This window comes from Sphingobium aromaticiconvertens (genome assembly GCF_037154075.1).
In the GTDB taxonomy this organism is placed as follows: Bacteria; Pseudomonadota; Alphaproteobacteria; order Sphingomonadales; family Sphingomonadaceae; genus Sphingobium; species Sphingobium aromaticiconvertens.
This window is the reverse complement of the sequence record NZ_JBANRJ010000001.1, coordinates 2,227,277-2,239,143: the sequence shown is the minus strand read 5'-3', so window position 1 is coordinate 2,239,143 and position 11,867 is coordinate 2,227,277. Positions and strand designations below refer to the sequence as shown.

13 protein-coding genes are annotated in these 11,867 nt (G+C 63.9%); 3 read left to right on the top strand and 10 right to left on the bottom strand.

Annotated elements, in window-relative coordinates; translation table 11 throughout:
- Positions 1-35: 35 nt before the first annotated feature.
- The 8 genes from WFR25_RS10750 to WFR25_RS10715 form a co-directional block, all read right to left on the bottom strand.
- Positions 36-653 (bottom strand): F0F1 ATP synthase subunit B family protein, encoded by a 618-nt coding sequence (locus WFR25_RS10750; RefSeq protein WP_336970841.1) that lies wholly within the window; start codon positions 651-653, stop codon positions 36-38.
- The gene (locus WFR25_RS10745; RefSeq protein WP_336970840.1) at positions 646-1,140 is read right to left on the bottom strand and encodes a F0F1 ATP synthase subunit B family protein; all 495 of its coding nucleotides are present in this window, start codon (positions 1,138-1,140) and stop codon (positions 646-648) included. The genes WFR25_RS10750 and WFR25_RS10745 overlap by 8 nt, the downstream gene beginning before the upstream one ends.
- Before the next feature lie 70 nt (positions 1,141-1,210).
- Positions 1,211-1,438: a F0F1 ATP synthase subunit C gene (locus WFR25_RS10740; protein ID WP_183954557.1), complete on the bottom strand. Its 228-nt coding sequence runs from the start codon at positions 1,436-1,438 to the stop codon at positions 1,211-1,213.
- 46 nt (positions 1,439-1,484) lie between these two features.
- Positions 1,485-2,270, bottom strand: coding sequence for a F0F1 ATP synthase subunit A (locus WFR25_RS10735; RefSeq protein ID WP_336970837.1), 786 nt, complete (start codon positions 2,268-2,270; stop codon positions 1,485-1,487).
- 46 nt (positions 2,271-2,316) lie between these two features.
- The gene (locus tag WFR25_RS10730) at positions 2,317-2,637 is read right to left on the bottom strand and encodes an AtpZ/AtpI family protein (RefSeq protein ID WP_336970835.1); all 321 of its coding nucleotides are present in this window, start codon (positions 2,635-2,637) and stop codon (positions 2,317-2,319) included.
- 177 nt (positions 2,638-2,814) lie between these two features.
- The gene (locus WFR25_RS10725; protein ID WP_336970834.1) at positions 2,815-3,216 is read right to left on the bottom strand and encodes a YdbL family probable chaperone protein; all 402 of its coding nucleotides are present in this window, start codon (positions 3,214-3,216) and stop codon (positions 2,815-2,817) included.
- Complete coding sequence (locus WFR25_RS10720) at positions 3,213-3,401, bottom strand: YnbE family lipoprotein (protein ID WP_336970832.1); 189 nt, start codon at positions 3,399-3,401, stop codon at positions 3,213-3,215. The genes WFR25_RS10725 and WFR25_RS10720 overlap by 4 nt, the downstream gene beginning before the upstream one ends.
- Positions 3,398-6,655, bottom strand: coding sequence for an intermembrane phospholipid transport protein YdbH family protein (locus WFR25_RS10715; protein WP_336970830.1), 3,258 nt, complete (start codon positions 6,653-6,655; stop codon positions 3,398-3,400). Before WFR25_RS10715 ends, WFR25_RS10720 begins: the two co-directional genes overlap by 4 nt.
- A 146-nt stretch (positions 6,656-6,801) precedes the next feature.
- Here WFR25_RS10715 and radC point away from each other — a divergent pair, with 146 nt between their 5' ends.
- Together radC and WFR25_RS10705 are read left to right on the top strand one after the other, a co-directional pair.
- Positions 6,802-7,515 carry a RadC family protein gene (radC, locus tag WFR25_RS10710; RefSeq protein WP_336970828.1) on the top strand — a complete coding sequence of 238 codons (714 nt, stop codon included), beginning with the start codon at positions 6,802-6,804 and terminating at the stop codon, positions 7,513-7,515.
- A 105-nt stretch (positions 7,516-7,620) separates the two neighbouring features.
- Positions 7,621-7,935 carry a hypothetical protein gene (locus WFR25_RS10705; protein WP_336970827.1) on the top strand — a complete coding sequence of 105 codons (315 nt, stop codon included), beginning with the start codon at positions 7,621-7,623 and terminating at the stop codon, positions 7,933-7,935.
- A gap of 266 nt (positions 7,936-8,201) precedes the next feature.
- On the opposite strand, the gene WFR25_RS10700 is transcribed toward WFR25_RS10705, so the two are convergent.
- On the bottom strand, positions 8,202-9,665 hold the full coding sequence (locus WFR25_RS10700; protein WP_336970826.1) for a DEAD/DEAH box helicase: 1,464 nt from the start codon (positions 9,663-9,665) through the stop codon (positions 8,202-8,204).
- A gap of 134 nt (positions 9,666-9,799) precedes the next feature.
- On the bottom strand, positions 9,800-10,237 hold the full coding sequence (locus WFR25_RS10695; protein ID WP_336970824.1) for a hypothetical protein: 438 nt from the start codon (positions 10,235-10,237) through the stop codon (positions 9,800-9,802).
- 78 nt (positions 10,238-10,315) lie between these two features.
- Here WFR25_RS10695 and WFR25_RS10690 point away from each other — a divergent pair, with 78 nt between their 5' ends.
- Positions 10,316-11,758 carry an FAD-binding oxidoreductase gene (locus WFR25_RS10690; RefSeq protein ID WP_336970823.1) on the top strand — a complete coding sequence of 481 codons (1,443 nt, stop codon included), beginning with the start codon at positions 10,316-10,318 and terminating at the stop codon, positions 11,756-11,758.
- Positions 11,759-11,867 lie beyond the last annotated feature (109 nt).

Below are 11,867 nucleotides of genomic sequence, written 5' to 3'. Positions count from 1 at the left end.
TTGTCGTGAGAGATCAGCGGGTCAGGCGACGCGGGTCAGGCGACTGGGCCAAGTCCCTTGATCGCGCTGTCGACCAGCGCCTTGTCCGCCTTTGCGTCGTGACCGCTGGCGATGAGGGTCGCCGCAGCGCCCGTGGCGGCGCGGACGGCCTGGTTCCGAATGTCGGCAAGCGCGGTACGCTCGGCAGCGCCAATCTTGTCCTCCGCCATCTTCTGGCGACGGACGACCAGAGCCTCCGCATTGATGCGAGCGTCGTGGAGCAGCGTTTCCGCCTCATGCTCGGCGGACTTGCGCATCGCTTCGGCTTCACCAGCGGCAGCCGCCAGCTTCGCCTCATATTCAGCCTTCAGCGCTTCGGCCTCGGCCCGCAGCTTGGTGGCTTCGTCGAGTTGCGCCTTGATCGCCGCAATGCGACCATCAAGCGTCTTGCCGATCAGGGCAGGCACCTTCTTCGCCACCAGAATGAGGATGAAAGCGAGCATCGCCAGACTAACCCAGGCAGTGGCGTCCATGCCGACAGCCTCGGGATCGGTATGGGGGGCAACGCCCTCATGCGCGACGGTGCCAACCGGCTCCAGCCCTTCGGCGTGGATGGCCTGCGACAGATTGGGCGCGGAGGCGGTTTTGTGTAGGGGGGCCACAGTCTCAGACATGAGCAAGTGCTGCCTTTACTGCATTGCGGGCGTCGCTTTCCGACGCTTCCACGCCGGAGATGCGGGCCACCATGTCGCGCGCCGCGTCGGCGGCGACCGTTTCAATTTCGGCCATCGCCGCGGCGCTTGCGGCCTTGATCCGTGCCTCTGCGACACCGATCTTTTCTGCGATGCCAGCATCTGCCACGGCCAGCTTGGCTTCGGAGGCCTTGGCAGCCTGCGCCTTGGCCTGTGCCAGCGTTGCCTGGGCAGCGGTGCGATTCTGTATGTCGCGGTCGCGATATTCGGCCTCAGCCTCATCAGCCCTGGCGAAAGCCGCCTTGGCAGAGTCCAGATCGCCCGTGATCTTCGCATCGCGCGCGTCGGCGGTCGCCTGCACCTTTGGCACCATGCCAAGGCCGACAACGAAGAAGACGAAGCCGAAGGTCAGCAGCAGCCAGAAAATCTGGGAACTGTAGGTATCGGCAATTTGCGCGATTTGAGGCATGGGTTTGCGTCCGCTTTAGAGATGGCGGGCCGGGCGATCATAAGGGCCGCCCGGCCCATCCTATTCGTAATTAGGCCACGAACACCAGGATCATGGCGATAACGAACGCCAGCAGACCCAGAAGTTCGGCTGCGGCGAAGCCGATGAACAGACGGCCCTGCTGGCCGTCGGCAGCGCCGGGGTTACGCAATGCGCCTTCGAGGAACGAGGCGAAGACATTGCCCACACCGAGGGCAGCAATGCCCGCACCAATTGCGGCCAGGCCAGCACCGAGCAGCTTTGCGGCTTCTGCGTCCATGATAAACTCCTTTTCTAGATTACTTTAAACGTTGGACAAAATTATCTTAGTGAAGATTCTCGGCGTCGTTGATGTAGACCGAGGTCAACAGCGCGAACACATAAGCCTGGATCACCGCGACCAGCATTTCCAGCGCGCTGATGCCGATCATCAGCACGAAGCTGGCAGTGCCTACGGTCAGGCCATAGCCAACACCCGCATTCGAGCTGTTGATGACGAAGCCGGCCAGAACCTTGAGCAGCACGTGCCCGGCGGTCATGGCGACGAACAGTCGCAGGCCAAGGCTGAACGGGCGCACCATGAAGGAGATCAACTCGATCGGGAAAATGACCGGGATCATCGGCAGCGGCGTGCCATGCGGGATGAAGAGTGAGAAGAAGTGGAAGCCGTGTTTCCAGAAACCGACGATCAGGACGATCGAGAAGCTCATGATCGCGAGCACGCCGGTCGCCGTAAAGTGGCTGGTGAAGGTGAAGGGGTGCATGCCGATGAGACCCAGCGGCAGAAGACCCAGAAGATTGGCCAGCAGGATGAACATGAACAGCGAGAAGACGTAAGGAATATACTTCTTGCCGCCCTCACCCACGTTGGCGATCAACAAATTCTTGATGAAACCGGTCATCGTTTCGACCGCCATCTGCCAGCGGCCGGGGACCAGATCGCGCTTCATGCCCATCATCACGAACAGCCACAGCACGATCGCGGTTGCGACCATGTACAGCGCGCTGTTGGTGAAGGCGATGTTGAAACCGCCGATCGACAGATGGTCCGTACCGAACAGAGGTTCGATCGCAAACTGGTGCATCGGATCGATTTTGCCGGATTCTGCCACGTTTACCCCTGCGACGGATGACCGCCGATGTATGACAAAAGCGCCCCTATTCGCCGGGACGCTTCGTCGTAAGCCTGATGATATTCCTGAACGCCGCCACGATACCAAGACCGAGGAAAACGAGCAGAAGCCAAGGCGACGTACCGAACAGGCGGTCAAGAAGCCACCCGATCAACGCACCACCGACAAGACCCCCGATCAGTTCGGCGAGAACACGATTGCCAAGACGAGACCCATCGTCCGCCTGTTGCGTGCTCGCACCAACCCTGACCTTTTCGGCGTGTTCAGCGCGCGCGATCCGCTCTTCGAGCGATGTGATCCGTGCGTCTTCCCCCGCCTGGTCTTCCCCGGATGCGTCCTCAGCCATCGCAGCCTCCTCTTCCAACGCTTGTTAGCGTGTCGAAGGGGCCATGAAGCCTGCGGCTGCACCCGTCAAGGCGGGGTCCGTTTAGAAAGGCGATGCCGGATAGTCAACCGTTCAAGGGTTTAAGCCGAAATGGGCCGGAAATGCGCCCGCAATCAGCCACTATCCTTGCGTTTCGACTTAACCGGCTGTCGCGCAATAGGACGGGAGGGCTATGGCGCCCGCCCCTTTCGTCGTCCATGCGCCTGCACCGACACGGTAAGCCTGCCCCTGCTTCACGCGGCTGCTGAGCGTCTGGCAGCCCGTGGCGGCAGCGACATCGGCGACGGTAACGCCCCGCTTTCCGGCCAGATCGGTATAGGCGGCGCGGCGCTTGATATTGATCGATTCGACCTCTGCGCGGACGTCGCCACTGACCGCCCCGGCGATACCCAGATACCCATCAGCCTGTTCGCCGACGGTACCTGCGGCGATCGCAGCCGCGACGGATGCACCCTGCGCGCGCGCAGGGGCCGTCAGCGCCAGACCAGTGGCAAGAGCAAGGGCGGCGCCTGCCGCGATGATGAGAATGGGACGTGTCATTGCGGGAACAACTCCGGGTTATTCTGAATAAGATCCTGGGCATCGCGCTGAAGGCGCACGACCACTTCCTGCTGCACCTTGACATTCAGGTTGATCTCGATCGGACGATCGGGGGCTTTCACCTGAATGCAGCCCCCCAGTGCCATCGCGGCCAGACCCGCTGTGATGATCGCTATTCTCTTCATTTGTGCTCCCCGTTTGGCACCTTGTCGCTTTCGGCAGGCTGAACCGCAAGTCCTGGTTCCAACTTCTCCTTGGCGAGTTTGTCGGCATAGGCATCACCCAGGCTGTTGCGGATCAACTGGCTGGGATCGATGAAGGATTGGGCAGTGCCCAGCAACCCCCGGAAAGGCGCAGTCACCCGGACGTTGAACAGGAAAGGCAAGCCCACGAAATTGCGGGCAATGCTGGCGGGCGCACTGCCGATCTGCCCGCGATTGACGCCGTTGAAGACGACATTCGTGACCATCTCTCCATCCAGCGCGCCGTCCATCAAAATGGTGAGGCACTTATATTGGAGATTCTTGAGCGCGTCGAAGGCCAGCTTGCCCATGACGCCCAGTTGTTCATTCGAAACCGGGCCGACATAGGACAGCACGCCAGACTGGCGCGCCGGATCACAGGGGATGGTCGGCAGCACGCCTTCGGGCATCAACAGCGGCGGCATGCCCTGTTGCCGGGCGACCAGCACCCCGCCTGCGATCCGCCCGCCAGTGGCGTCGAAGATCAGCGGCATGATCCCGTCGAACGTGCCGGTGGCCGAGATATTGTCCAGTTCCATCGTCTGAATGAAGGCGCCAGCGTCCAGACCGACCACGCGGAAGGTCAGATAACGGTCAACCGCCGCGCCGAAATCCAGCGTGGTGGGCAGCAGGACAAGCCGCCCACCGGAGAAAGGCCATTCGCCACCCTCCACATGTACTTTCTGCCCTTCGCCCAGCCGATAACGCACGACGCCGTCGCGGACCGCTACGCCGGGATTGACGGTCTTGAGGCGGACTTCCTGCCCCGGTGCGGTGACGAGGCCGATGAGGTCGGTGAAGTGGATTTCGCCCGACAGTCCTTCGACCGGGCCGAAAGCGGCGGCGAGGTTGCTATTGTCTGTGCGGAAGCGTCCGTCGCTGGTGACGGTGTTGCCGTTCCAGCGTATCTGCCCCGCACCCGTCACCGTGCCTGCGACATTGGCAACAACGCCCAGCGCGAGGCTGGTAAGTTCCTCTGGCTGGAGTTTCGAATCGAAGGTGAGGCCCGGCACTTTGAGATCGGCCTGCCCCTGCCCGTTGCCAAGGTCGTGGCGAATATCGACGGATGCCACATTCACGCCGCTACGCGGTGTAGTGAGGCTGCCATTCGCCGTGATCCGGCCATCGCGCAGGGTGAGGGCGAAGTCCTTGCTGGCCAGCGCGTTAAAACGGGCGGGACTGGCGGTGTCGCTGACGGACAAGCTGCCCTTCACGTCCAGCACGCCGCGCGCGAAGGTCCAGTCGCCCTGCGCTTCGCCTATGTCGAGGGGAACGGTGCCGATGCGGCCAGTCGCGCCCTCAAGATGCCCGCCAAGCCCCTGCCCTGCCGCGCGGCCGGTAATGGTCGCGGCGGAGAGGAGAACGGGCGCGTCCCGCGGCCCGACACTGAACAGTGCATTGGCGAGAGCGAAGCCGGTCTGGCCAAGCGTCACGCGGGCGCTATCCGCGGAAAGACGCATGGGGCTGTCGCCGCTGCGCCCCTGAAGGGAAAGATTGCGAATCTGCGCGCCGCCACGCAGGCCGCCCTGATTATAGGCAAACAGCGCCCCAGCCTCCGCCGGGCACAGTGTCTGCCGGGTGCGACCGAGCGCGAAACCACCATAGCGGGCGCTTTGCAGCGACACGGGCACACAGCGCGGGTTGATAGTCAGTGATCCGTCGCCCCCGATTCGGCCCTCTATGGGCATAGACAGGCCGCGCAGGGCGCCGCCCTCCAGCGGCCCGTCGAGCCGTAGCGATGTGGCAAAGCGGGTTTCGCCACCCGCCCCCGCCGTGAAGCGGACGGCTTCCAACGCGAGGCGTGCGTCGCCCGCCGCATAGGGGTCGATGAACATCTGCCCGCCAAAGCCCCCGCCCGGTCGGCGGGCCAGCCGCAGCGCAGCGCGTGGCAAACCGCCGCCATCGGTGGTGAGGCTGCCGTCCAGCGCCCAGTCGACAGGGCGTTTGCGGGTGCCGGGCCATGTCAGGGCAAGACGGCTGTTGGGCGCGAGGCCGATGCGGGCGCCGCTGCGCGCCGACAGCGTCGCGTCGGTCAGGATCAGATTGCCGCCCGTGCCGTGTTGAGCGGCGGCGAAGCTGGCCTTGAGCTGATTGTCGCGCCCCGCTGCGCGCACCGCGTCGGCAAGGCGTATGGCAAGCGGCCCGACAGGCGTGCCAGCCGTTGAAGTGCGCAGATCAGCCAGCGGATCACGCCCGCCACCGTGCAGGCGACTCGCGGCAAGGGTGCCTTGCGCCTGCGCTTCAAGGGCGCGCCCGGTGGTGACGGACCAGCGTGCATCCACGCCCAGATCCTGCGCCAACACCCCGGCCCCGCCGCCAGCCCTGCCCAGCGCCTGCGCATCCATATAGAGTCGCCCGCCCGTCTTTGCAGCGGTACCGTCGAAATCCACGGTCGCGCGCGGCCGGGCGGCGACGATGCCCTGCGCCTTCAGCGCAGCGCTCGCCAGCACAACGCGCCCCGTCCAGCGGTCGAGCGCCTTGCCCAGCTTCACATCCACCTGCCCCGCAGGCTGCGCAAGCGCGATTCCCCGGTTCCGGCAGGCCAGCGCATGCGCCTTGATCGGGCCGGTGAGACGAGGCCGCTCCGCCTGAATCGCCACATCCAGCACAGCCGTCGCCACGGTCGCGCCACAGCCAGCGAATCCCGCCTTGGGCATGGCAGCGGCCAGCGTTCCGCGAAACCCGGACTGGAGGTCGCCCGAACCATCCAGCGTCAAGCCAACAACGCCCGCATCGGTCGCAAGGTGCATCCGCGCGTCCGACAGCGCCAGCCGCATGCCGGGCAGGCTGAACGGTGCCGTCGACTGGCTGTCACGAAACTTGTCGAGTTCGCCCAGCGTCAGGACGCCCTGATGCAATGTCCCGCGCATCCGCACGCCGCCTGCCCGGACCGCCACGACCTCTGGCGTCAGGCCGGTGAAGCCGATGTCTACCTCCACCCATTCTGCTGTCAGGTCGGGATTGGCGGGATTGCCCAGCACCAGCTTTTCGATCCGCTGGGTCCGCAACCCCACATCCACCAGGCGATAGCGCGCCAGAATGTCCCGGCGATTCAATTCGCGGTTCAGGAAATTGTCGGCGATGGGCGCGCGCTGGGTCCATAGCGCGACCAGCACCAGCCCCAGCGTGCCCGTGCCAATGCCCAGCCAGCGCAGCCACCCCCGGCGAACCGCCTCTTCGCCGTCGATTTCATTCATTCGTCTGGCCAACCCCGGCTTTCACTTGGCGTTCGTATGTCTGTAACGCATCTATAACGTCTATACCGCCCTTAAATATCCTTGCCGCCGGATTCCGCAACGCATAGCGCTTTTCTTCAGGCCGTTGAGGGGAGCGACAAGCGGGCATGAGCGAAGGCGATATTCCAGTTACACATGATGGGCCAGTTACACATGATGGCGCAGGGCATCGCGCGCGCCTGCGCCAGCGGTTGGCCGATGGCGGCAGCGACGCGCTGCTGGACCATGAGCTGATCGAATATCTGCTGGCGCTGGCGATTCCCCGGCGGGATACAAAGCCGCTGGCCAAGGCGCTGCTGCGCGAATTTGGCGGCATCGGCGGGCTGATGAGCGCGGACTGGCAATCGATCAGCCGCGTCCCCGGCATGGGTGACACCAGCGTCGCCGCGATCAAGATCGTGCAGGCCACCGCCCTGCGCCTGCTGCGAAGCGACGTCGCGGAGCGGCCCGTGCTGGCAAGCTGGCAGGCGCTGCTCGATTATCTGCGCGCCGATATGGCCTATCTGACGATCGAACGTGTCCGCGTGCTGCACCTCAATGCCCGCAACCAGTTGATCCGCGACGAAGTGATGAGCGAGGGGTCAACCGACCAGGCGGCCATCTATACCCGAGAAGTTATCAAACGCGCGATGGACCTTGGCTCAAGCAGCCTGATCCTGGTCCACAACCACCCATCGGGCGACCCGTCGCCCAGCCGCGCGGATATCGACATCACCCGCAGCATCGTGGACGCGGCCAAGCGGCTGGGGATTTCGGTACATGACCACATCATCATCGGCGCGCAGGGACATACGAGCTTTCGCGCGCAGGGGTTGATTTAGGGAGGCGGGGACCGCCGCTATCGACCATTTATTGCCGTTTACGGCAATCGCGATGTTGCAGTAAAGCTGACATTAGGTTGAGCTGTTTTGCAGCAGGAGACGAGAATGCATCCGTGGGATATCAAAGAAATTCTGCGTCGTGACGAATTCGACGACCTCATAGATGAGTTGTCGTCGAGCACAATTGAAGCTTTTAATCCGTTTCCAAAGCCAGCGATCGTGACCATGACAATTGGGAACGCAGATTTCGCTCAATCAATTATGGATTTGGCGATTGACGCGATGCACCAATCAAAGCGGGAGTATGTTTCAGCTATAAACGGAGAAAGGTCATCTGAGGCTAGTACGGCTGCTGACAAGGTTGTTGCTATGCGTGAAATCCTGCGGCAGCTAGTGCCCATTAGGAATGGCGAGTCTTAATTAGCGGCCCGCCTACCCAATAGCCGCCCGTCCGCAAACCACCCGTTGCCGTCATTGCCGGGAGGCGGGGGCGCGGGGGCATTGGTTCAACGGTTGAGCGTCATGGATAGGATAAGGCTTTTGGTTCCTGGATCAAGCCCGGGATGACGGTTGTAGAGTGTTTTGGATCGGCGCAGCTATTGCGCCTGCCTCTCTGCAAGCTACGCCTGACCGACTCGCTGATCAGCCAGTTCATTCTTCTCCCGCCAATGAGAAGGATATTTCGATCAGCCGTTGAAACCGAAGGACAGGAATTCGGGCATTGGGCCGTTCCAGCCGTCGTCCGGGCCGTCATCGTCCTGCCGGTCGCGGCGGCCGCGCGAGGACGCGGGCGGTGGCGGGGCGTCGTTGCGGGGTGGGCGGTTGTCTTCGCGCTGGCGGGGCGCTTCACGCGGCGCTCCCTCGCGGGGGAGGTCTTCGGCGACGGGCGCGGCTTCCACTGGAGGCTTGGCCTTTGCCGGAGCCTTGGGCTTGGTTTCGGGCTTCGCCTCGGCTTCGGCGGGCTTGCGCGGCGTCCTTGGCTTGCGCGCGGGCTTGGCGGGAGCGGCGTCCGCGGGTGCATCGTCGCCGGAATCGGCGGGGGCGCCGACGACGGCGATCTTTGTGCCGATCAGCTTCTGGATATTGTCGAGCGCCTCGGCATCCTCGGCGGTGACGAAGGTGTAGGCAACGCCCGTTGCCCCTGCCCGGCCCGTGCGGCCGATACGGTGGACATAATCGTCCGGGTGCCAGGGCGCGTCAAAATTGAAGACGTGGCTCACGCCCTTGATGTCCAGCCCGCGGGCGGCGACGTCTGAGGCGACGAGGATGTTGACCGCGCCGGTCTTGAACCGGTCCAGTTCGGCGATGCGCGCCGACTGGTCGATGTCACCGTGAATCTCGCCCGAGCGGAAACCGTCGCGCTGAAGGCTTTTGTTAAGGTCGCGCACCGTCGTCTTGCGGTTGCAGAAAATGACCGCGCTGGTCACTTCTTCCTGCCGCAACATGGTCCGCAGCACGTCGCGCTTCTTGCGCGAATCGACCTTCACCAGCCACTGGGCAATGTTGATGCCGGCGCTGGCGGGGCGCGCGACTTCGATCGACTTGGGATTGTCGAGGAAACGGTCGGCCAGCTTCTTGATGACCGGCGGCATGGTGGCCGAGAAAAGCAGCGTCTGGCGCTGGGCGGGCAGCTTGGTGCAGATTTCCTCGATATCGGGGATGAAACCCATGTCGAGCATCCGGTCCGCTTCGTCGATCACCAGCAGCGAACAGCCGTTCAGCATGATCTTGCCGCGCCCGAACAGGTCCATCAGGCGGCCCGGCGTCGCGATCAGGACGTCCACGCCCTTTTCCAGCGCCGCGATCTGGTCGCCCATATTCACGCCGCCAATCAGAAGCGCCATGGAGAGCTTGTGATATTTCCCGTATTTCTCGAAATTCTCGGCCACCTGCGCGGCGAGTTCGCGGGTCGGCTCCAGGATCAGCGAGCGCGGCATCCGCGCGCGGCTGCGGCCATGGGCCAGGATGTCGATCATCGGCAGCACGAAGCTGGCGGTCTTGCCGGTGCCGGTCTGGGCGATGCCGATGATGTCCTTCATCATCAGCACGGGCGGAATCGCCTGCGCCTGGATTGGCGTGGGCGTGTCATACCCGGCCTCTGAAACGGCCTTCAATAATTCATCGGAAAGGCCGAGGTCGGCAAAAGTCATGCAAATGTCCGGGACAAGGGAAAAGGCGAGGCGCCCGCCGGGATGCAGGTCCAAGCGCCCGGCCCTTGCGGAAATCCCGTCCACTTGTCAAGGAAATCCGGCCAAATCCGCGTACCGGGGACGGTCAATCGGGGTCAGTCGTCCTCGACCAGTCGCTTGAAGCTGGTGATGGAGCAAGCGAGGCCGCTGCGCGCCTGCAACTCATCCCGTCCCGCGCAGAGCGAACGATCAGCCTGTGGCTCGACATAGAAGCCGGAATAAAAACCCGTCGAGCGGCAGCCGCGTTCCAGCTTTGCCCGATAGCGATGCTCGTCGGCCAGGATCAGGTCGACACCGTCCGGTGTCACGATCGCGGCCGAGCGGATCGACCGGAGCGCCACGCATTTCGGTCCCTTCTTTTCCTTCCATTCCTCCGAGGGTTCGGGGGCACGCGACCGAGCGCGCGCCTGCGCCGTGGCACGCGGTCCCATGGGCACACGGATGATGACGCGCTGTTGAATCGTCATCTGCGCCCATTGTTCGGATTCTGCCGCACCGGGCGCTAAAACAAGCATCAGGATGGATTGGAACAAAGCAGACCCCTTATGGGCGAATCACGCTATCGACAGATGGTTGAACAGTCGATGAATTCCGGGGCATATATCCGTCCTATGATTGGACAGGATATTCTCGACCGCTTCGCGGGCCTGCTGGGGCCAAAGGGCGTCACCACAGATCCCGACGACATCGCCCCCTGGACGACCGACTGGCGTGGGCGGTTCCATGGGGCGACGCCCGCGATCCTGTCGCCGGCGTCAACGCAAGAGGTCGCCGCGGCGATGGCGCTGGCGGCGGAGCTGGGCGTGGCGCTGGTGCCGCAGGGGGGCAATACGTCGATGGTCGGCGGGGCGACGCCGCCCGCCGATGGCAGCGCGCTGATCCTGTCGCTGCGCCGGATGAACCGCATCCGCAGCCTGTCGCCTGACGATAATCTGGCGGTGTGCGAAGCCGGCGTGATCCTGTCCACACTGCATGACGCGGCGCAGGACGCGGGTCGCCGCTTTCCATTAAGCCTGGGAGCCAAGGGATCGGCCACGATCGGCGGGCTTGTTTCCACCAATGCGGGCGGGACGCAGGTGTTGCGCCATGGGACGATGCGCGCGCTGGTCGAGGGGATTGAGGTCGTGTTGCCCGATGGGAGAATCTTCGACGGGCTGGACGCGCTGAAGAAGGATAATCGCGGCTATGACATCAAGCAACTGCTGATCGGTGCAGAAGGCACCCTGGGCATCGTCACCGCCGCTGCATTGCGGCTGGTGCCCGCCATCGCCGCGCGGGCGGTGGGCTGGATCGGGGTCGCCACGCCGCAGGACGCCTTGGCGCTGTTGCGGCTGGTGGAACGGTCGCTGGGCGACAGCGTAGAGGGGTTCGAGGTGATTGCCGACGATGGCCTCGGCCATGTCCTCTCCCACATTCCTGGTATCCGCTCACCGATCGAGACGCGCACGCCCTGGCATGTGCTGATCGAGGTAGATCATGCAGACATCAGCGAACCCGGCCCGGCAGCGCGGTTGGAAGGAGCGCTGGCGCAGGCGTTCGAGGCAGGGGTGGCGATCGACGCCACCATCGCTGCCAATGAAGCGCAGGCCGACGCTTTCTGGCGCATCCGGGAGTCGCTGTCGGAGTCCGAGCGTGCGCAAGGCCCGGCGCTTCAGTTCGACATCAGCGTGCCGATCGCGCGCATGCCCGCCTTCATGGTCGATGGCGCAGCGGCGGCGGAGAGCGCCTTCCCCGGCACCACCGCCTCCTCTTTTGGCCATCTGGGTGATGGCAATGTCCATTTCCATGTCCGCGCGCCCAAAGGGACCAGCGACGGCCCCGCCTGGATCGCGGCGCAGGGGCAGGCCATCAGCGCCTTCGTCCATGATGCCGTGGTCGCGGCAGGCGGGTCGATCTCGGCTGAACATGGCATCGGCCAGATGAAACGCGCGGAACTGGCACGCCTGTCCAGTCCAGCCCGGCTGGCGGCGATGCGCGCCATCAAGACCGCGTTCGATCCCGATAATCGCTTGAACCCCGGCAAACTGCTGCCCTTGCCCGGCGAAGGCAGGTAAGGAACGCCCCACCTACAAAGCGATTGCCACTGTGCGGATAGGCCATTAGTGCCCTCACCCACCTATTGACACGCGCCCCGCCCGGCGGAGCGCCGCAGTGACGGAACGG

Excerpts from the sequence above, each read along its gene's own strand:
- WFR25_RS10690 (WP_336970823.1), top strand. The coding sequence starts at position 10,316 with ATGATTGGACAGGATATTCTCGACCGCTTCGCGGGCCTGCTGGGGCCA.
- WFR25_RS10725 (WP_336970834.1), bottom strand. The coding sequence starts at position 3,216 with ATGACACGTCCCATTCTCATCATCGCGGCAGGCGCCGCCCTTGCTCTT.
- WFR25_RS10720 (WP_336970832.1), bottom strand. The coding sequence starts at position 3,401 with ATGAAGAGAATAGCGATCATCACAGCGGGTCTGGCCGCGATGGCACTG.
- WFR25_RS10730 (WP_336970835.1), bottom strand. The coding sequence starts at position 2,637 with ATGGCTGAGGACGCATCCGGGGAAGACCAGGCGGGGGAAGACGCACGG.
- WFR25_RS10715 (WP_336970830.1), bottom strand. The coding sequence starts at position 6,655 with ATGAATGAAATCGACGGCGAAGAGGCGGTTCGCCGGGGGTGGCTGCGC.
- WFR25_RS10750 (WP_336970841.1), bottom strand. The coding sequence starts at position 653 with ATGTCTGAGACTGTGGCCCCCCTACACAAAACCGCCTCCGCGCCCAAT.
- WFR25_RS10700 (WP_336970826.1), bottom strand. The coding sequence starts at position 9,665 with ATGACTTTTGCCGACCTCGGCCTTTCCGATGAATTATTGAAGGCCGTT.
- WFR25_RS10705 (WP_336970827.1), top strand. The coding sequence starts at position 7,621 with ATGCATCCGTGGGATATCAAAGAAATTCTGCGTCGTGACGAATTCGAC.
- WFR25_RS10740 (WP_183954557.1), bottom strand. The coding sequence starts at position 1,438 with ATGGACGCAGAAGCCGCAAAGCTGCTCGGTGCTGGCCTGGCCGCAATT.
- WFR25_RS10745 (WP_336970840.1), bottom strand. The coding sequence starts at position 1,140 with ATGCCTCAAATCGCGCAAATTGCCGATACCTACAGTTCCCAGATTTTC.
- radC (WP_336970828.1), top strand. The coding sequence starts at position 6,802 with ATGAGCGAAGGCGATATTCCAGTTACACATGATGGGCCAGTTACACAT.